The following is a 21,193-nucleotide window of genomic DNA, read 5'->3' on the forward strand; positions in this document are numbered from 1 at the left end:
CTATTTTGCAGAGTTGGTTTGAAACTTGCTTGAGTGACCGGCAAAGCAGCGGTGAACGGCAAGTGTTCGCCAGCGCAGCGGAGGATGATCTGTGGACAAGATGCTTTACGTGGCCATGACCGGTGCCAGCCAGAACGCACTGGCGCAACGGGCGCATGCCAACAACCTGGCGAACATTTCCACCAGCGGCTTTCAGCGCGACCTGGAGCAGGCGCGCTCGATGCCGGTGTTTGGTGACAGCTTTCCGGCGCGTGCCTATGCCATGACCGAACGTCCTGCCACCGATTTCAGCCCCGGTGCCATGCAGGAGACCGGCCGCGACCTGGACATCGCCATTGGTGGCGACGGCTTCATCGCCGTGCAGGCCCCGGATGGCAGCGAAGCCTACGTGCGTACCGCCAGCCTCAACATCGATGCCCTGGGCGTGCTGCGCGCGGGCAACGGCATGCCGGTGATGGGCAATGGTGGCCCGATTGCCGTGCCGCCTGAGCAGAAGGTCGAGATCGGCCAGGACGGCACCATCAGCATTCGCGCCATGGGTGAAGGCCCGCGGGTGATGGCCGAGGTCGATCGCATCAAGCTGGTCAACCCCGACGTCAAGACCCTCAACAAGGGCCTGGACGGCATGATCCACACCAAGAGCGGCCAGCCTGCCGATGCCGATGCCAACGTGCAGGTGGTGTCCGGTTTCCTGGAAGCCAGCAACGTCAACGCTGTCGAGGAAATGACCTCGGTGCTGGCGCTGTCCCGTCAATTCGAACTGCACGTCAAGATGATGACCACGGCCAAGGAAGGCGACGAAGCCATGGCTCGGGTTTTGCAAATCGGCTAATTACACAGACGTAGCGCCGTAAAACAGGCGCACGAGGAGAACAGCATGCTTCCGGCTCTTTGGGTCAGTAAAACCGGTTTGTCCGCCCAGGACACCAACCTGACCACCATTTCCAACAACCTGGCCAACGTCTCGACCACCGGCTTCAAGCGTGATCGTGCCGAGTTCCAGGACCTGCTCTACCAGATCAAGCGCCAGCCAGGTGCCCAGTCGACCCAGGACAGCGAGCTGCCATCGGGTCTGCAGGTGGGTACTGGTGTGCGCATCGTCGGCACCCAGAAAAACTTCAGCACCGGCAGCCTGCAAACCACCGAGAACCCGCTGGACATGGCCATCAACGGTCGCGGCTTCTTCCAGGTACTGCAGCCAGACGGCACCGTTTCGTACAGCCGTGACGGTACCTTCCACCTGAACTCCGATGGCCAGGTGGTCACCGCCAACGGTTTCGCCCTGGAGCCTGCCGTGGTCGTGCCGCCAGACGCGCAGACCTTCACCGTGGGCCAGGACGGCACCGTATCGATCACCACCGCCGGCAACCCGGCCGCGCAGATCATCGGCAACATCCAGACCGCCGACTTCATCAACCCGGCCGGCCTGCAGGCCATGGGCAACAACCTGTTCCTGGAAACCGCCGCCAGCGGTGCGCCGCAGATCGGCACGCCGGGCCTGAACGGCTTCGGTACCACCCTGCAGCAGACCCTGGAAAACTCCAACGTGAGCACCGTGGAAGAGCTGGTCAACATGATCACAACCCAGCGTGCCTACGAGATGAACTCCAAGGTGATTTCCACCGCCGACCAGATGCTCTCGTTCGTTACCCAGAACCTGTAAGTGAAGCCCCAGGGGCGCTGATGCGGCGCCTGTTACACCGTGAGGTCAGAGTCATGAGCCGTTTGTTGTCCGTATTCGCCCTGGGTGGGGTGGTGTTGCTGGCCGGTTGCGTCGCGCCGACGCCAAAGCCCAACGACCCGTACTACGCGCCTGTGTTGCCGCGTACACCCCTGCCTGCAGCGGCCAACAACGGCTCCATCTACCAGGCCGGTTTCGAGCAGAACCTGTACAGCGACCGCAAGGCGTTCCGGGTGGGCGACATCATCACCATCACGCTCAACGAGCGTACCCAGGCGAGCAAGAACGCCAACTCGCAGATCGCCAAGAACAGCAAGGCCGAGCTTGGCCTGACCTCGCTGTTCGGTGCCGGGGTCAACACCAACAATCCGTTTGGCGACGGTGACCTGAGCCTCAGCGCCGGCTACAGCGGCGACCGCGCCACCAAGGGCGACAGCAAGGCGGCCCAGGGCAATACCCTGACCGGTTCGATCACCGTCACCGTGGCCGACGTGCTGCCCAACGGCATCATCGCGGTACGCGGCGAGAAGTGGATGACCCTCAACACCGGCGACGAGCTGGTGCGTATTGCCGGCATGGTGCGCGCCGACGACATCGCCACCGACAACACCGTGCCGTCGACCCGGGTCGCTGATGCGCGCATCACCTATTCGGGCACCGGCTCGTTTGCCGATGCCAGCCAGCCCGGTTGGCTGGACCGCTTCTTCATCAGCCCGCTTTGGCCTTTCTAGGTTCGGATGATCATGTTCAACATCAAGCAGCTGATTGCCGCGACTGTCCTGTTGTCCACCGCGTTCGGCGTACATGCCGAGCGCCTCAAGGACATCGCCAGCATTTCCGGCGTGCGTACCAACCAGTTGATCGGCTACGGCCTGGTGGTGGGGCTCAACGGCACGGGTGACCAGACTACCCAGACCCCGTTCACCCTGCAGACCTTCAACAACATGCTCTCGCAGTTCGGTATCAAGGTGCCGCCGGGCTCGGGCAACGTGCAACTGAAAAACGTCGCGGCAGTGTCGGTGCACGCCGACCTGCCGGCGTTCGCCAAGCCGGGCCAGGTAGTGGACATCACCGTGTCGTCCATCGGCAACTCCAAGAGCCTGCGCGGCGGCAGCCTGCTGATGACCCCGCTCAAGGGTATCGACGGCAACGTCTACGCCATTGCCCAGGGCAACCTGGTGGTGGGCGGCTTCGATGCCGAGGGCCGTGATGGTTCCAAGATCACCGTCAACGTGCCATCGGCCGGGCGTATTCCGGGCGGTGCATCGGTAGAGCGCTCGGTGCCGAGCGGCTTCAACCAGGGCAACAGCCTGACCCTGAACCTCAATCGCCCCGACTTCACCACCGCCAAGCGTATCGTCGACAAGGTCAACGAACTGCTCGGCCCGGGTGTGGCCCAGGCGCTGGATGGTGGCTCGGTGCGCGTCACCGCGCCTCTGGACCCGAGCCAGCGCGTCGACTACCTGTCGATCCTGGAGAATCTCGAGATCGACCCCGGCCAGGCAGTGGCCAAGGTCATCATCAACTCGCGTACCGGTACCATCGTGATCGGCCAGAACGTCAAGGTATCGCCAGCGGCGGTCACCCACGGCAGCCTGACCGTGACCATCACCGAAGACCCGATCGTCAGCCAGCCCGGCCCGTTCTCCAATGGCGAGACGGCAGTGGTGCCGCGCTCGCGGGTCAACGCCGAGCAGGAAGCCAAGCCGATGTTCAAGTTCGGGCCGGGCACTACGCTCGACGAGATCGTGCGTGCGGTCAACCAGGTGGGCGCGGCCCCCGGTGACCTGATGGCGATTCTCGAAGCCCTCAAACAGGCCGGCGCGCTGCAAGCCGACCTGATCGTGATCTGAGGGGCTGGTCATGGATATGCCTAAAAGCGGCATCAGTGCCGCCGACAGTGGTGCCTACACCGACCTCAACCGCCTCAACTCGCTCAAGGTGGGTGATCGCGACAGCGACGCCAACCTGCGCAAGGTCGCCCAGGAATTCGAGTCGCTGTTCCTCAACGAGATGCTCAAGTCGATGCGCTCGGCCAGCGATGTGCTGGCCAAGGACAACCCGCTCAATACCGAAACCACCAAGCAGTACCAGCAGATGTACGACCAGCAGTTGGCGGTGAGCATGTCCCGCGAGGGCGGCGGCATCGGCCTGCAGGATGTGCTGATGCGCCAGCTGTCCAAGCAGAAGGCCACCAACGCTGCAGCGGCGGCCAGCAGCCCGTTCCCGCGGGTCGATCTGCAGCAGCGCAGCCTGTGGGCGACCAAGGTGGCCGAGCCACTGCGTGATGCCGCCAGCACCAGCCACCGCAACGACATGGCGGCGCTAAATTCGCGGCGTCTGGCATTGCCCGGCAAGCTCACCGATCGCCTGCTGGCCGGTATCGTGCCGTCGGCAGACGGCACGCCAGCCACCACCAATACCGCCGCGTTGCCGCAGCGCACCACGGCCATGACCGATGCGCTGGTCAAGGGCGACTGGGCCCCGGCCCAGACTTTTGCCGCGCCGGGCTCGATGCGTATCTACGGACGTGCCGTGGCGCAGCCGCCACTGGCCCCGGCCAAGCGCGCGTTCGATTCCAGCGACGAGTTCGTCACCACCATGCTGCCGATGGCCGAGCAGGCCGCCAAGCGTATCGGCATCGACCCGCGGTACCTGGTGGCACAGGCCGCCCTGGAAACCGGCTGGGGCAAATCGGTGATGCGCCAGGCCGATGGCAGCAGCAGCCACAACCTGTTCGGCATCAAGGCCACCGGCAACTGGAAAGGCGATCAGGCACGTGCGATCACCAGCGAGTTCCGTGACGGGCAGTTCGTCAAGGAAACCGCTGCGTTCCGTTCCTATGACTCCTACCAGGACAGCTTCCACGACCTGGTGAGCCTGTTGCAAAACAATGCTCGCTATAAAGATGCGGTAAATGCGGCCGATAAGCCTGAACAGTTTGTGCGAGAGCTGCAGAAGGCCGGGTATGCAACCGATCCGGACTACGCCAGCAAGATCTCGCAGATCGCAAAACAGATGAAGTCGTACGAGAGCTACGCAGCTGTCGCTACTACAACGAAACTATAAGGTTTGAATTATGGCGAGTTTGATCAATATCGGCTTATCCGGTGCCAGCGCTGCCCAATCGGGCATGCACACCACGGGTAACAACATCGCTAACGTCGATACCGCTGGTTACTCGCGCCAGCAGAACATTCAAAACTCCAAGAGTTCGATCCGCGAAGGCCAGGTGTTCATCGGCACCGGCACCACGCTGGCCGATGTGCGCCGCGTGTACAACAACTTCCTGGAAAACCAGCTGCGTACCACCAATTCGCTGAGCAGCGAGGCCAACGCCTTTCTCGATCAGGTCAGCCCCACCGACAAGCTGCTGTCCGACAAGGACACCGGTATCACTGGCGCCCTGCAGAGCTTTTTCACCGCCCTGCAGAGCGCTGGCGCCAAGCCGACCGAAGACGCCTCTCGCCAGTTGCTGCTGACCAGCGCCCAGGCACTGAGCAAGCGCTTCAACACCATCGCCGCGCAGCTCAACCAGCAGAACACCAACATCAACGGCAACCTGTCGTCGATGGCCACCCAGGTCAACAACCTGACGGCCACCATTGCCAACTACAACGACCAGATCTCCCGCGTGTCGTCATTGCAGGGCAGCCCCAACGACCTGCTCGACAAGCGCAACGAAGCGGTGCGCCAGCTCAGCAACCTGGTGGGCGTGGATGTGGTCGAGCGCGAGGGCAACCTCGACGTGTACCTCAAGAACGGCCAGTCGCTGGTGCTCGGCAAGACCACCAACACCCTCGAGACGGTGAACAGCCCGACCGACCCGACCCGTTCCAACCTGGTGCTCAACCGCGGCACCACCAAGATCGACATCACCAACAGCGTCAGCGGTGGCGAGATCGGCGGCCTGATCACCTACCGCAATGACGTGCTGGAACCGGCGCTCAACGAACTCGGCCGTGTGGCCCTGGTGGTGGCCGACCGGATCAACAGCCAGCTGGCGCAAGGTATCGACAAGAACGGTGACTTCGGCGCGACCCTGTTCAACGATATCAACAACGCCACCATGATGGCCCAGCGTAGCATCGCCAAGGCGGGCAACAACGCCGCCACCGGCAGCCTTAACGTCAACATCAAGGACACCGGCAAGCTGACCACCAGCGACTACCAGGTGACCTTTACCGACGACAACAACTACACCGTCACCCGGCTCCCGGGTGGCACTGCAGTGGGCTCCTACAAGCTGGACGAGACCCCACCGCCGGTGATAGACGGCTTCACCCTGGAAATGAACGGTGGCCTGCCCAGCAAGGGCGACTCGTTCAAGATCACCCCGACCCGCGGCGCCGCGGGCAGCCTCGACACCGTGCTCACCGACCCCAAGCGCATCGCGCTGGCGGCGCCGCTGACCGGCACCAGTGGTGCAGGCAACCAGGGTACCGGCATCATCGGTCAGCCCAACCTGACTTCGATGATCGACATCTACGACTCGGCCCAGCGCATCGAGCTGCAGAACGGCCTGAAGTACTCGACGCCGGTCAAGCTGGTGTTCGGTGATGAAAGCACCAACCCGCAGACCTACAAGATCCACAACGCCCAGGGCGATGAAATCGGCAGCGGTACTATCATTCCGGGCCAGGAAAACAAGCTGCAGATCAACGTGCCGATGGTCGATGCCAGCGGCAACCCGGTGGGTACGCCACAAAAGAACATCACCTTTGAAATGACCGTGGCAGGTTCGCCCAAGCAGGGCGACAACTACACGGTGGGCATGACCGGTGCCGGCTCGGCCGACAACCGCAACGGCCAGGCGGTGATCGATCTGCAGACCAAGGCCACCGTCGACGTCGGCCCCAATGGCAAGGGCATCAGCCTGACCGACGCCTACGGCAAGCTGGTGGAGAACGTCGGCGGCAAGGCGGCCCAGGCCAAGCTCGATACCGAGGCCACCGGAGCCCTGCAGAAGTCTGCGGTAGCCGCCAGCGCTTCGGTGTCCGGCGTCGACCTGGACGAAGAAACCGGCAACCTGATCAAGTTCCAGCAGTACTACACGGCCTCCTCGCAGATCATCAAGATCGCGCAGGAAATTTTCTCCACGCTGATCAACAGCCTTTAAGGAGTCGTAGATCGTGCGCATTTCCACCGCCCAGTTCTACCAGACCAGCACCTCCAACTATCAGGCTAACTTCGCCAAGGCCGTGGAGTCCCAGCAGCAGGCCAGTGACCAGTTGCGCGTACGTACCGCCGCGGACGACCCGGTCGGTGCCGCGCGCCTGCTGCAACTGGAACAGCAGAACAACCTGATCACCCAGTACAGTGGCAACATCTCCAGTGCACGCTCCAGCCTGGGCACCTCCGAGGCCACCCTCAACAGCATCACCAATGTGCTGTCGCGGGTGAAGGAGCTGGCGATCGGCGCCGGCAGCGGCAACATGACCGACAATGATCGCAAGGCCAACGAGCAGGAGTTGTCGCAGCTCGAAGAGCAACTGTTCAGTCTGATGAACAGCCGCGACGAGAACGGCAAGTACATCTTCTCGGGTTCGCGTGGTGACACCCAGCCGTTCGAACGCAATGCCGATGGCACCTACTCGTACAAGGGCGACCAGAGCACCACCAACCTGCAGGTCGGTGACATGCTCAGCGTGGCCACCAACGAGACCGGCTACGACGTGTTCCAGAAGGCGCTAAACACCAGCCGCAGCCAGACCACCATGACCGCGCCTGCCAACCCGGCCGACGTGCGTGTCAACCTGTCCAATGGCCAGGTCTCCGGCAGCTCGACCTACAACGACCTGTTCCGCAGCGGCGAGCCGTACAAGATCGAGTTCGTCAGCGCCACCGAATTCAAGATCACCGACGTCAACAACGTCGACCGTACCCTGGAAGCCACCAATGGCGGGGTCTTCAACCCGAAGGGCGGCAACACCACCATCAATTTCCGCGGCGTCGACATCCGCATGGAAGTCGGCCTGCAGGGCGACGAATTGACCGACCCCACCGCCGCTGACGACGCGGTGCGCGGGCACGAGTTCACCCTCGCTTCCAAGCCCGACGAAATCACCGGCACCCGCAGCCCCGGCAACGTGTCGCCCGACGGCCAGCTCAGCGGCCTGTCGATCGCGGACAAGGCAAAATACGACGCTGCGTTCCCCGGTGGCGGTGCGATCGTCAAGTTCACCAGCGACACCACGTTCGATGTCTATGCGCAGCCGATGACCGCCGACAGCCGTCCTGTGGGCAGCGGTGATACCACCGTCAGCCCGACCCGTGTGGCCGGCGTCGACTTCACCTTCACTGGTACTCCGAAAGATGGCGACCAGTACTCGGTGCAGGTCAACAACCACCAGAACCAGAACGTGCTCGACACCATCCATCAGTTGCGTACCGCGCTGCTGACACCTGTCGACAACGATCCGACAGCCCGCCGCAACTTCCTCGCGTCGATGGACTCGGCTATCTCCAACCTGGCCAGCGCAGCGGACAAGATCGCCGAATCCATCAGCTCCATCGGTGGACGCGGTGCGGCACTGGATGTGCAGGCAGAAACCAACGAAGCCTTGCAGTCGGCCAACACCATCACGCAGAACTCGATCCGCAACGCCGACCCTGCCGAGACGATGATCCGTCTCACGCTTCAGCAGAACATGCTGCAAGCCTCGCAACTGGCCTTCAGCAAGCTGGCCGCGCTCGGGCTGTTCAACCGGCTCTGATTGACCCTTTTCTGCAGTACCCACCCGGGGGCGCTCAGTCGCCCCCGGGGTTTTCTCCAGGTCTATCTCAATGAACGAACTGCCGCTCGTCAGCATCGCCATCCCCGCGTTCAACCCCGAATTTTTCAGCCGCGCCCTGCACAGTGCCATTACCCAGCGTTATGCCAATGTGGAAGTGGTCGTGTGCGACGACAGCCAGGGTGACGAGATCAAGGCGATTTTCGACCTGTGGGCAGGCCAGGCCACGTGCGCGCTGCGGTATGTGCGCAACCCGTCGACGCTGGGCTTTTCGCGCAATGTGCTGATGTGCCTGGAGCAGGCGCAGGGTGAATTCATCAAGTTTCTCTGCGATGACGACTGGCTGGTGAGTGACTGCATCGCTCAGTCGGTGCAGGTGATGCTCGACTGCCCGGATGTGAATGTGCTGGTTCACCATCGGCTGATCTGCGCGGCGGACGAGACGCTGCTGCCCATGCGCCCGGCCAACTGCATGATTTCCCCCAGCAGTGCGGTGATCAACGGCGGCGATTTGCTGGAAGCGCTGGAGAGCAGCCTGCCGAACCTGTTCGGTGGCATCAGCCATGCCCTGGTGCGCCGCGCCCAGGTTCAGGCATTGCTGCCGCAACTGGTGCAGGACGGCGAGGGCTTTCGCGCGCGTCTGGTCGAGGCGCTGTTCATCTGCCTGCTGCGCCATGGCCATCTGGCTTATCTGAACACCATGCTCAGCCTGGAGCGCGTTCACCCCGGGCGCTTGAGCCATCACCCCAGCATGACCCTGGCTTTCGCTACCGAAAGCGAGTGGTTGCGCCAGATGCTCGCCTCGCGCACCAGTGAACCGGCGCCGGCCAGCGGTTGGGTGCGGCACATACCACTGGAGCTCTACACCGCCGGCGCTGACAAGGCCTGGGAAGAGTTCGAGCTGACGCGCCTGTATGCGCGCCAGGTCGCCAGTTTTCAGCAACAGGTCGGCACCAGCAGCCTGAGCTTCACCGAGCTGTACGGCGAGTGGCTGGGGTGTCGGGTATTGTCGGCGGCGCAGCTTGACCTGGTGCCCAAGCGCATTGCGCAATGGCCGCGTCGCCCGCGCATCGACGTGCTGGTGCTCGCTGCCCAAGACGATGGCGTGGCACTCAAGGCCACGCTGGACAGCCTTGAGCAACAGTCCTATGCCGCTGCGGCCATTTGCGTGCTGGGCCCGGCAGCGCTGCAACCGTTGAACCCCAAGTTCGTGCAGGTGCACGCCCAGGGCCATGCCATCGAGCAGCTCAATGACTGCGTGACCCGCGATGGGGCGGGTGACTGGGTATTCCTGCTGCGTGCAGGCGACTGCCTGCACCCGCATGCGTTGGTCATCATGGCCGAGCGCATGGCACTGCAACCCGACTGCGCGTGCCTGTACACCGATGAAGGCACCCACGACAACCTGCAGCCCAGCCAGCCGATCTTCAAGCCGGACTTCAACCTGGACCTGATGCGCAGTGTTCCCTACGTAGGCAGGCTGCTGGCCTTCGATACCGCCCGGGTGCGTGAGCAGGGCGGTTTCGACCCGCAGTTCGAGTCGTTGGCCCCCCACGACATGCTCTGGAAACTGGTCGAGAGTCAGGGGTTGGGCGCGGTGGGGCATGTCGCCGAGCTGCTGGTGCAATGTCGCTACGGCTATGAGGCCTGGCAGCGGGAAGCGGCCTGTGCCGTACAGGCACCCAGGGTGCTGCGTGCGCATCTGGCACGCCTGGGCGTCGAGGCCGAGGTGGTCAGCGCCGAAGGCTCGATGTTTGCCCACGTGCAGTATCGACATGCCGATACGCCGGCGGTGTCGATCATCGTTGCCGCAGGCGATGACGTAAAGGCACTGACGCGCTGCGTCGAATCGATTTTCGAGCACACCGCCTACCGCAACTACGAGATCCTGATTGCTGTCAGTGGTCGTGAGTCGATGCCGGTACAAGGCTGGCTGGCTGCAATGCAGGGGCTTGGCAGCGAGCAGTTGCGCATTGTGCCGGTAGCCTCGGCGAATGGCCCGGCGCTTTACAACCAGGCCAGCCTGCAGGCACGTGGCAGCTACCTGCTGTTGCTCGATTCGGACTGCGTGTTTTTCGACGCGCAATGGCTTGATGAACTGGTAGGTCAGGCCCAGCGTCCAGAGGTCGGCATCGTCGGGCCAAAATTGTGCAACCAGACTGGCAACGTGACCGGAGCAGGCCTGGTGCTGGGGCTGCACGGTGTTGCCAGCAGTCCGTTTTTCGGCCAGCCCGCAGACGCCAATGGCTACATGAATCGGTTGGCCTGCGTGCAGAACTACAGCGCCGTGAGTGGCGTCTGCCTGATGGTACGTCGCGAGCTGTTCGACCAGCTTGGCGGTCTGGACGGCGAAACCTTCTCGACCGGCTTGAGTGATGCCGACCTTTGCCTGCGTATGCGCGACCATGGCTATCTGATCGTCTGGACTCCCTTTGCGGTGGTTGCCAAGGCCACCTCGCAGACGGTGGCCCTGGACGAGCAGCACAAGGACAGCTTCTACGAGCGCTGGCTGCCGCGCGTGGCCAATGACCCGGCGTACAACCACAACCTCAGCTTGCGCATGGCCAGTTTCAACCTGGAGCCGGGCCTGCGCGAGGGATGGGTGCCGTTCATCCAGCCGGTGCTGCCTTTTGTCATGGCCTTGCCAATCAACACCACTGCGGTCGGACACTATCGCGTCAGCCAGCCGTTCAAGGAGCTGGAACGGGCCGGCTGGATACAGGGACAGTTGAACTATGTGCTGCCGAGCATGGTGGAGCTTGAGCGTTGCAAGCCGGATGTGATCATCCTGCAGTGCCGCTATACCACCGGCTCGCTTGAGGAGATGGCGCGCATTCAGAGACTTTCTTCGGCTCGGCGCATCTACGAGATCGATGACTACATCATCGATGTGCCCGAGAAGAATGAACACCGGCGCAACATGCCCGGCAACATGCGCGAAATGGTCAGCCGCGGTATCGCCCTGTGTGATCGGGTGGTGGTCTCCACCGAGCCACTGGCCGACGCGCTGTCGAGCATGCACCGGGATATTCGCGTGGTCCCCAACATGCTCTCGCGCTCGTTGTGGGGCGGCCTGAAGGGGCGCCGCCAGACGTCGGCGCGTCCGCGTGTCGGCTGGGCGGGCGGCACCAGTCACCGCGGCGACCTCGAACTGCTGGCCGAGGTGGTCAAGACCTTGGCCAATGAGGTCGACTGGGTGTTCTTCGGCATGTGCCCGCCGCTGCTGCGTCCCTACATCAAGGAGTTTCATGCCGGCGTGCCGCTGCACCTGTACCCGCAGAAGCTGGCGGGCCTGAACCTCGATCTGGCGCTGGCGCCGCTCGAGCAGAATCTGTTCAACGACTGCAAGAGCAACCTGCGCCTGCTGGAATACGGTGCTTGCGGTTTCCCGGTGATCTGCACCCAGACCAAGGCCTACGGTGGTTACCTGCCCTGTACGCGGGTCGCCAGTAACACCACCGAGCAGTGGCTGGACGCGATCCGCATGCACCTGGCAGATCCGCAGGCCAGTTATCGCCAGGGCGATGCGCTACGCGAAGCGGTACTGCGTGACTACGTACTCAATACACACAATCTGCAGCAATGGGCCAACGGCTGGTTGGCCGATTGACCTCCACCGGCCGGCAAGTCGCCTGGCCGGGCATCCAACAACAGAGGTAGGTGCTTTATGACTGACAACGCAACCGGGTTGGGCAAAGACGTTACGGTCGTGCTGCTGGGGCATGAAGAGCAGGGCTATCGCGAGCGCGCACTGCATTACTACAAGACGCAGGGTCTCGCGTGTGCAGTGGTCGAGCACGCCTCGTCGAACCTGACTGGCGATGCCTGCACCCAGGGGCTGCAGGCGCTGCTTTCGCAGCTTGCAACGCCGTTCGTGAGCCTGGCGCTGGATACCGACTTTGTCCGTGTTCAGGCCTTGGAGGCTGCGGCAGAGCATCTTCATGCGCACCCGCAGTGCCAGTTGGCCCAGGGCTACGTGCTGGGCTACGCCCCCGGCAGCAAGCAGGTGGCCTACCACAAGATCGGCGATGCACTTGATGCCGCCGTTGGCGAAAACGCACGTGTTGCCATCGAGCAGTATGCCGCCAGCGGACAGTCGGCCTGGCGTGCGCTCGTGCGAGTGCCGACGCTGCAGGCTGTGCTGTCGAGCTTGCCCGCCGGGCTCGATTTCGATACCTGGCTGGTGGTGGTGTCGTACTCGATGCTCGGCCAGGGCGCGCTCAAGCGGCTGGACCAGACCGATGCGTTGGTGCAGTACGCCGAAAGCCGGCTGAGCCAGGTCGAACGCGAAGAGCAGCGAGTGCGTGCGGTGCGCGTGCTGCGCCAGTGGGACGCCGACCACCTTCGGCTATGCGCCGACGATGAGGGCTTCACCGTCATCGACCGGTTCGTTGGCGCCACCCAGGGTGGTGTTGCTACCGATCTGCTGTTCACCTCCACCTGGAGCGGCATGAATGCAGCGCCCGAGCGCAGGTTCGAGCCGCGCCAGTTTGTCGAGCTGCCTTACTACAATGCGCCGTTGTTCGAGGTACTGACCGGTCTGGAATTCCTGTTGCACGCCTGGCCTGTGGGACAGGCCCATCGGCAGGCGGTCGAGGGTACCTGGGTGAGCCAGTTCGAGCTGTTGCGCGAGCACCCCAACGACACCGTCGATACCCTGAGGGCACGCTACTGGCAAGCGTTGGACCTGGGGGTGTTCACCCCCGAGGTTTGCCGCCGTCTGCTTGCGACCCTGGTGGATGAGGACGTCCAGGCCGATGCCCGCGAGCTGCAGGCATGGCTGGAACGCCTGGATGGTCTGCCGGGCATCGACCCGGCCGCGTGGCTCAGGGCCACCGCCTCGGGCCTGGTGCAGGAGTCGATTGCCGCTGCCACGCCGGACGCCGCCACCCAGCAGCGCATCGTCGCCCACCTGAACAAGCAGCGTGCTGCACAGATCGCCTTCGTGGTTGTCGACCTGGAAGACGACAACGGCGCACTGCAGAACACCTTCGACAGCCTGTTGGCCAGTGGCCTGCGCGACTTCAAGCTGGTCGTGCTCAAGGCCGGCAAGCCGCCGGTGGTGACCACGCCACGCGATACCCTGCATTTCATCCAGGTGACGCCGGGCAATTTCGTCTCCCACCTGAACCAGGTGGCGCGTCAGGTACCAAGCGAATGGCTGTTGCTGCTGCAGGCCGGCGACCTGCTGACCGTGGGCGGCTTGCTGCGCCTGCAGGTGGAGCTGGCGTCAGCCCCGGGCTGCCTGGCCATCTGCGCCAACGAAGTGCAGCGCGACTCCGACGGGCGTCTGGTCAGCGTGGTGCGCCAGGGTGGCAACCTGGACTTGCTGCGCAGCCGTCCCGACCTGATGTCGCAGCACTGGCTGGTACGTCGCGAGGCAGTGGTCGAGCTGGGCGGCTACAGCGAAACCTACCCGCAGGCGGTGGAGTTCGACCTGCTGCTGCGTCTGGTCGAGCACAACGGCCTGAACTGCCTGGCACACATGGACGAGTACCTGGTGATCGGTCGGGGCGGGCGTGAGGGCATGGCCCAGGACGCGCTGTCCACGCTCAACCGTCACCTGGCGGCGCTGGGCTACCGTGGCCAGGTCAATGACGCAGGCGAGGGGCAGTTGCAGATCGACTTCCGCCATCAGTCCACGCCACTGGTGAGCATCCTGATCGCGGCCGACGATGACCTCGAGCAACTCAAGGCCTGCGTGGTCAGTGTGCTGCAACGTACCCGCTACCCGCGCTACGAAGTGCTGGTGGCCTGCCGCGACACCCTGGCAGACCTCACGGTCGCTGCGCTGCAAGGGTTTGGCGGGCGGGTCAAGCTGCTGGCCGGCGAACACGTGCAGTCAGCCTCGCAGCTCATCAACCTGGCTGCCGTCAACGCCAGTGGCGAGTACCTGGTGCTGCTCTCCAGCCGTTGCCAGGTGGTGACGCCGGCCTGGATCGAAGCCCTGCTCAACCAGGCCCAGCGCCCTGAAGTGGGCGTGGTGGGTGCGCGTCTGGTGGACCGCGAAGCCGCCATCAGCCATGCCGGTTACGAACTGCTTGCCGGCGCCCAGGTGCAGTCGCCCTGGCTGGGGGTGTCGACGCGCGACAGCAAGGCGTCGCTGTGGTCGGGCGTGGTCCGCAGTTGTGCGGCGGTGTCGGCTGACTGCCTGATGGTACGCAAGGCACTGTTCGAGCAGTGCGATGGCCTGTCTGCCGAGGGCGGTGCCGACATCGAGCTGTGCCTGAAGGCAGCCGATGCCGGCCTGCTGGTGATCTGGGCGCCACAGGCGCAGTTGCTCAGCGACCAGGTGCCGATGCCGGATGCCCAGGCCTGTCAGGCGCTGGAAGGCCGTTGGCCGGCTGCGTTCAGCAGCCGGGTGATCATCGACGGCCGGTTTGGTGTCGATGTGTCGCGCTCGGTCGCTGCCGGTGGTTCGCCGGTGCTGGAGTGGCTCGCCGACCTGGGCTGATGGCGCGGGTTTTGCAAAAGCCGGGTTTCGTGCCCGGCTTTTTTGTGCCCGACCCGCTCAGGCATGAGCGCCGCGTCAGGATCATGCCGGGGTACGGCAGTTTATTGACAGCCATCGCAGGGCGGGCGGGCTTTTCAAGCCGCAGGTGCGCCGTTGTGATCGCCTGAAAAACCTACACAGATCGTATCGGCCCCAGGGCCGTGCGATGGAGGCGTTACCGTGAGCAAACAGGTTATCCCTTTCAACAAGCCGTTCGTGGTTGGCAAAGAGCTGTTCTACATTGCCCAGGCGGTCATGAACGGCTCCATTGCGGGGGACGGCGAATTCACCACGCTGTGTCAGGGCTGGCTGGAAAACAACCTGGGCTGTGAAAAGGCGCTGCTGACCCATTCGTGCACCGCTGCGCTGGAAATGGCCGCGATCCTGGCCGACGTCGGGCCGGGCGACGAAGTCATCATGCCGTCCTTCACCTTTGTCTCCACGGCCAATGCCTTCGTGCTGCGCGGTGCGGTACCGGTGTTCGTGGACATTCGCGACGACACCCTGAACCTGGACGAGCGCCTGGTCGAGGCGGCCATCACCGACAAGACCAAGGCCGTGGTGGCAGTGCACTACGCCGGGCAGCCGTGCGACATGGATGTCTTGGCGCAGATCTGCGAAAAGCATGGCCTGTTCCTGATCGAGGATGCCGCCCAGGCGATCCTGGCCCGCGACCGCAAGCGCGCCTTGGGCACCATCGGGCACCTGGGCTGCCTGAGCTTTCACGAAACCAAGAACGTCATCAGCGGCGAGGGCGGTGCCCTGCTGATCAACGATCCGCGGCTGGTCGAGCGGGCCGAGATCATCTGGCAGAAGGGCACCAACCGCAAGGCCTTCAGCCGCGGCGAAGTGAGCAAGTACACCTGGGTGGATGTCGGCTCGTCGTTCCTGCCCAGCGAGCTGACGGCCGCATTTTTGTACGCGCAGCTCGAGCATGGCGAGCGCATCAACAAGCACCGTCGGACCCTGTACGAGAAGTATTTCAGCCTGCTGCGACCGCTGGCCGCCGATGGTCTGTTCCAGCTGCCGCGTACCCTGGACGACAAGCCGGCCAACGCGCACATCTTCTACCTGCTGATGCGCAGTGTCGAAGAGCGCACGGCGTTGATCGCGTTTCTGCGCGAGCATGGGGTGAATGCGGTGTTCCATTATGTGCCATTGCATGACTCGCCAGCCGGCCTGCGTTATGCGCGCAGCAGCGGCCAGTTGCCGATCACCACGGATGTCTCGCAGCGCCTGTTGCGCCTGCCGTTGTTTTCCGACATGCGTAGCCGCCAGGTGGCGCATGTGTGTGCGTGCATCGCGCGCTTTTTCCAGGACAAGCCTTCGAGCGCCTCGCGCTGACAGCAGCACGCCCCTAATCAGAGATTGGAGTTTCACCATGTCGCATGCCTCGCAGGTCGACGCGCAGGTCCTTGAGCAGGCGTTGTTTCGACACACCCTGATGTTCGCCAAGCCCGAACACCCTTACTACATCATGGCGCCCGACTACCGGGACACCTCCTCGGGCATCGTGTCGCTGCACTACCTGTGTCACGTGCTCAACCTGAACGGGCGCGAGGCGTACCTGTGCGGGCCCAAGGTGGTCAACCCCAACCTGAAGACGCCGCTGCTCGACGCCGCCACCGAGCAGCGGCATCAGCAACAGGGCAAGGTGGCCATCGCCGTGTATCCGGAGGTGGTGGTCGGCAACCCGCTGGGGCGCAGGGTGGTTTCGCGCTTTTTGCTTAACTTCGAAGGGCTGATCAACGGCAAGTCGATGGAGGCCGCGCCCACCGACCTGCTGTTCTACTACGGCCCGGCGCTGGCTGAAAAACGCGGCCACGCCAACCCCGACCTGCTGGGCCTGCCGGTGCTCGACATCGACCTGTTCAAGGCGCCGCCGGCGGGCACGCCACGCAGGGGTTGCTACCTGTATCAGAACCGTCATCCCCTGGAGCAGATCGACTACTCGCTGTTGCCCGAGGGTATCCAGCTGCTGCGCATCGCCAATGCGCTGCCGCTTCATGAACTGGCCCAGGTGCTGCGCTCGGCCGAGGTGATGTACAGCTACGAATGGTCGATGACCTGCGTGATCGCCGTGCTGTGTGGCTGCCCGGTGATCTTCATGCCCGGTAGTGGTGTCGACCAGGCGTTTCTCGAAACCGGCTTCCTTGGCAGCGCCGGCTTTGCCCTGCTTGACCAGCCGGACGCGCTGGCCACCGCCAGGGCAGGGGTGGAGGGGGCATTGCAGCGCTACGTGCTGGCAACGCTGCCGTTCTGGCAGCAGCTGGATACGTTCATTGCCAAGACCCAGGCCGCGGCCGCGCTCGAAGCGGCGGACCTGAACCTGGGCGTGCTGCCCTGGTTGCGCGAGCGCCACCCTGATGCCCAGCAGCTGCGCCTGATCAACGAGCGCCTCGACAGCCAGCCGATGCCGGTCATCGGTGTGCTTGTGCTGGATGACGGTGATGATCGCCAGCGCCTGGCCGCCACCCTGGCCAGCCTGGGTACGCAGCGCTGCCTGTACCCGCACCTTGAGGTCAGCGTGCTTGGCAACCAGTCGTTGGCCGACCCGCAGGTACGGCATGTGCCCTGTGCCCGGGAGCGGCAAGCTGAAGCCATCAATACTGCGCTGCAGCACAGCCGGTGCGACTGGTTCCTGATCGTGGAGGCGGGCGTCGAATTCACGGCCTCGGGCCTGCTGATCGCGGCACTCGAGCTTGTCGGTGCCGAGGCCGGTTGCCTGGCGTACATGGCTGATGAAGCGATGCGCGCGACCAACGGCAGCACCGACATCGCACTGCGACCGGATTTCAACCTCGACCTGCTGCTGAGTTTCCCGGCGAGTCTGTCGCGGCACTGGTTGTACCAGCGCCAGGCCTTGTTGCAACGGGGCGGCTTCGCCCTCGACTGCGCTCGGGCCTTCGAGCTGGAGTACCAGCTGCGTCTGGTCGAACAGCAGGGCCTGGGCTGCGTGGGGCATGTCGCCGAGCCGTTGCTGATCGGCGAGGCCCTGCCGTTGCGTGATTGCGCCCACGAGCGCGCGGTGCTGGAACGCCACCTCCAGGCCCGCGGTTACACGCAGGGGCAGGTCGCGGTGCTGGCGTCGTCGCCGGGCCGTTATCGTCTCGATTACGGGCATGCCCAGGCCGCCTCGGTGAGTATCCTGATCGCCCTGGAAGGCAGCGTCGGCCACTTCCAGCGCTGCATCGAAACCTTGCTGGAGAACACGACGCTGGCTGGCGGCTTCGAAGTGCTGTTGCTGGCGCCGTCTGCCCTGGACGAGGCTGCCCGTGAATGGCTGGCGATGGTCGAGCAGATCGGCGGTGAGCAGATTCAGGTCCTGCACTATGCTGCCGGCCAGTCGCGGGTTGCCATGTGCAATCACGCGGCGCAGCAGGCCCGTGGCGATTTCCTGCTGTGGCTGGATGCGCGTGCGGGGATCCTCGCGCGCGACTGGCTGCAGCAATTGCTCAATCACGCCCAGCGGCCCGAGGTGGGCGCGGTGGGGGCCAAGCTGCTGGCGGCCGACGGCAAGGTCCGGCATGCCGGCCTGGTGCTGGGGCTCACCGGCCTGGTGGGCTCGGCATTCGACGGGGTCGATCATCAGCAGGCCGGTTACATGGGGCGGCTGCAGGTCGATCAGGACTGTTCGGCGCTCAGTGGCGAATGCCTGATGCTGCGCCGGGCGCTGTTCCTCGAGGCCGGCGGCTTTGCCGAAGATCCGCTGCTGGCCCGCTGGGTGGATGTCGACCTGTGCCTGAAGCTGCAGGAGGCCGGTTACCTGAACGTCTGGACGCCCCATGTGCAATTGCTGATGGACGCTTGCGAGCGCGACGCGGCGACCACGGAGCAGGAGGACGCTCTGCTGGCCCGTTGGCTGCCACGCCTGGCCCGCGATCCGGCATACAACGCCAACCTGTCGTTGCAGGTGCCGGGTGGCTTTGTCCGGGCGAACAACTCGCTGGTGTGGAACCCGCTGAAAAGCTGGCACCCGCTGCCCATGTTGCTGGCTCACCCGGCCGACCTGCAGGGCGCCGGCCAGCAGCGCATCGTCGAGCCGTTCAAGGCGCTGCGCGAGGCGGGGTGGGTGGACGGGCTGGTCACGCCGCACCTGCTGTCTGCCGTGGAGCTGGAGCGCTACGCACCGGACACCGTGCTGCTGCAGCGCCCGCTCGATGACGCGCAACTTCTGGCCATGCGGCGCCTGCGGGCGTTCTCGCGGGCGTTCAAGGTGCTCGACGTGGACGGCTATCTGCCGCAGATGCGCTTGCAGGGCGCGCATGCCGGGTTTGGCGCCGACGAAATCAGCCAGCGCTTGCAGAGCGCGGTGATCCTCGCCGATCGCATCATCGTGCCTGCGCCCGCGCTGGCCGAGGTGCTGGCAGGCCAGCACGACGATATTCGTGTGCTGGAGGCCAGCTTGCCGGGCCGATGGTGGCGCAATCTCCAGGGCAAGCGTGGCATGGGCAGCAAGCCCCGTGTCGGCTGGGCCGGGGCGGTGGATGCCGACCTGCTGGTCGATGTGGTCAGGACGCTGGCCGCGGAGGTGGAGTGGGTGGCGCTGGGCGACTGCCCCGAGGCCCTGCGCCCCTACATGAAGGAGGTACACGCCGCCGTCGCCCCCGAACGGCAGGCCGCAGCGCTGGCCGCGCTCAACCTGGACCTGGCGCTGGCGCCCATGGCCCAGAGCCTGCTCAATGCCTGCTCGGGCAACCCGGGGTTGCTGGAGTACGCCGCCTGTGGCTACCCGATCATCTGCAGCAATGTGCCGGGCTTTGCCGGTGTCGATGTGCTGCCGCTGACCCGCGTGGCCAACACCACGGCCGACTGGCTGGCCGCGATCCGCCTGCACCTGGGCGACCCGCAGGCTTCCGCCAGCCTGGGCGAGGTGCTGCAGGCCAGCGTGCGGCGCGACTGGCTGCTCGAGGGCGAGCGCCTGGCGCTGTGGCGCGCGGCCTGGCTGGCGGGCTGAGTGGTTTTGCAGGGCGGTCGGGCCTTCCCGACCTGGCCGTCCTCACGTGACCGTGAAGTGCTGTGCACAAGCATCGCCCTGGTTCGCGTACAATGCCGTGACTTGGCAGTCGAAACGTGCATCTCTAAGCTAATGAATCAGCGGGCGGTGCAGGTGGCCTGGAGCGGCGCTGCGTGAGATCCCTTGCCTGCAGGGGAGTGAGGCCCGTGAAAATCCGCATATCTATCGGGAAGCCACAATGATTGGCATCAAAAGTATCGCGAGTTACGTACCTGTCGAGGGTCTGAACAATTACGCCCAGGGTGCGAAATTCGGCAAGGATCAGGACTTCATTCTGGGCAAGATCGGTTCGACCTTTCTGCCGCGCAAGGAGGCAGGTCAGGAGACCTCGGACTTGTGTGTAGAGGCCGCCAAGGTCCTGTTCGCTGCCAATCCTTCGTTGTCCCCGGAGTCGATCGATGTGCTCATCGTGGTCACCCAGAACGGCGACGCCGAAGGGTTGCCGCACACTGCCGCGATCGTCCAGCACAAGCTTGGCTTGCCCACCCATGTGGCGGCCTTCGACATTTCCCTGGGCTGTTCCGGTTACGTCTACGGCCTTTATGCCATCAAGGGCTTCATGGAGGCGGCGGGGCTGAAGAACGGCCTGCTGATCACCGCCGATCCCTATTCCAAGATCGTCGATCCGGAAGATCGCAACACCACCATGCTGTTCGGTGATGCTGCCACGGTCACCTGGATGGGCGAGGACGCGGCCTGGCAACTGGGCAAATCGAGCTTTGGCACCGACGGTGGCGGCGCAGAGCACCTGAAGGTGAATGACGGGGTGTTCTTCATGAACGGTCGCCAGGTGTTCAACTTCGCGTTGCTCAAGGTACCTGCGCACCTGCGTCAGTTGCTCGAGGCGAGCAATCTGGGGGCCAACGACATCGACCTGTTCTGCATTCACCAGGGCAGTGCGGCAATCGTCGATGCCGTGGCGCGCCGCTTCGAGGAAGACAAGCCCGAAACCATCGAGAAATTCGTCAAGGACATGGTCGAGACCGGCAACACGGTGTCCTCGAGCATTCCGTTGCTGCTGGAAAAGCACGTACTGGGCACCCAGCACAGGCGTGTGGCCTTGAGCGGTTTTGGCGTGGGCCTGTCGTGGGGCTCGGCAATCATCGAGCGTCGGGACTGAACCGACCTCCCGTCTACAGAAGCGCTGCCTTGAAGGTGGCGCTTTTTTTTGCCTTTGCGGTATGCCACAACCAAGGCTGTGCCGCAGGGGCCATAAAGCTGGCGTCAAACCCTTGATTTCATTGGAGTGGCAGGGTGCCAGTAAAAAT

Annotated in this window: 12 protein-coding genes; all 12 read left to right on the forward strand. The window is 64.0% G+C overall.

Annotated features, from left to right (window positions below):
* Positions 1 to 91: 91 nt before the first annotated feature.
* The 12 genes from DN388_RS21760 (at position 92) to DN388_RS21815 (ending at position 21,045) form a co-directional block, all read left to right on the forward strand.
* Positions 92 to 832 (forward strand): flagellar basal body rod protein FlgF, encoded by a 741-nt coding sequence (locus DN388_RS21760; RefSeq protein WP_043861786.1) that lies wholly within the window; start codon positions 92 to 94, stop codon positions 830 to 832.
* Between the two features lie 45 nt (positions 833 to 877).
* The gene (gene flgG / locus DN388_RS21765; protein WP_043861787.1) at positions 878 to 1,663 is read left to right on the forward strand and encodes a flagellar basal-body rod protein FlgG; all 786 of its coding nucleotides are present in this window, start codon (positions 878 to 880) and stop codon (positions 1,661 to 1,663) included.
* A gap of 53 nt (positions 1,664 to 1,716) precedes the next feature.
* Positions 1,717 to 2,412: a flagellar basal body L-ring protein FlgH gene (gene flgH, locus DN388_RS21770; RefSeq protein ID WP_043861788.1), complete on the forward strand. Its 696-nt coding sequence runs from the start codon at positions 1,717 to 1,719 to the stop codon at positions 2,410 to 2,412.
* A 12-nt stretch (positions 2,413 to 2,424) separates the two neighbouring features.
* Positions 2,425 to 3,534 carry a flagellar basal body P-ring protein FlgI gene (locus tag DN388_RS21775; RefSeq protein ID WP_054915656.1) on the forward strand — a complete coding sequence of 370 codons (1,110 nt, stop codon included), beginning with the start codon at positions 2,425 to 2,427 and terminating at the stop codon, positions 3,532 to 3,534.
* A 10-nt stretch (positions 3,535 to 3,544) separates the two neighbouring features.
* A complete protein-coding gene (gene flgJ, locus DN388_RS21780; protein ID WP_043861789.1) occupies positions 3,545 to 4,750 on the forward strand; it encodes a flagellar assembly peptidoglycan hydrolase FlgJ in 1,206 nt (401 codons plus the stop codon).
* 10 nt (positions 4,751 to 4,760) lie between these two features.
* Positions 4,761 to 6,800: a flagellar hook-associated protein FlgK gene (flgK, locus tag DN388_RS21785; protein ID WP_054915644.1), complete on the forward strand. Its 2,040-nt coding sequence runs from the start codon at positions 4,761 to 4,763 to the stop codon at positions 6,798 to 6,800.
* Between the two features lie 13 nt (positions 6,801 to 6,813).
* Positions 6,814 to 8,397, forward strand: coding sequence for a flagellar hook-associated protein 3 (locus DN388_RS21790; RefSeq protein ID WP_043861791.1), 1,584 nt, complete (start codon positions 6,814 to 6,816; stop codon positions 8,395 to 8,397).
* Between the two features lie 70 nt (positions 8,398 to 8,467).
* On the forward strand, positions 8,468 to 12,025 hold the full coding sequence (locus tag DN388_RS21795) for a glycosyltransferase (protein WP_255002067.1): 3,558 nt from the start codon (positions 8,468 to 8,470) through the stop codon (positions 12,023 to 12,025).
* 57 nt (positions 12,026 to 12,082) lie between these two features.
* Positions 12,083 to 14,869, forward strand: a complete 2,787-nt coding sequence (locus DN388_RS21800) for a glycosyltransferase (RefSeq protein WP_255002068.1) — start codon at positions 12,083 to 12,085, stop codon at positions 14,867 to 14,869.
* Positions 14,870 to 15,088: 219 nt separating this feature from the next.
* Positions 15,089 to 16,252 (forward strand): dTDP-4-amino-4,6-dideoxygalactose transaminase, encoded by a 1,164-nt coding sequence (gene rffA / locus DN388_RS21805; RefSeq protein ID WP_058542058.1) that lies wholly within the window; start codon positions 15,089 to 15,091, stop codon positions 16,250 to 16,252.
* Positions 16,253 to 16,289: 37 nt separating this feature from the next.
* Positions 16,290 to 19,865: a glycosyltransferase gene (locus tag DN388_RS21810; protein ID WP_255002069.1), complete on the forward strand. Its 3,576-nt coding sequence runs from the start codon at positions 16,290 to 16,292 to the stop codon at positions 19,863 to 19,865.
* Positions 19,866 to 20,103: 238 nt separating this feature from the next.
* A complete protein-coding gene (locus DN388_RS21815; protein ID WP_054915639.1) occupies positions 20,104 to 21,045 on the forward strand; it encodes a ketoacyl-ACP synthase III in 942 nt (313 codons plus the stop codon).
* The last annotated feature ends 148 nt before the right edge of the window (positions 21,046 to 21,193 follow it).

The organism is Pseudomonas sp. S12(2018) (assembly GCF_024355235.1).
Taxonomy (GTDB): domain Bacteria; phylum Pseudomonadota; class Gammaproteobacteria; order Pseudomonadales; family Pseudomonadaceae; genus Aquipseudomonas; species Aquipseudomonas palmensis.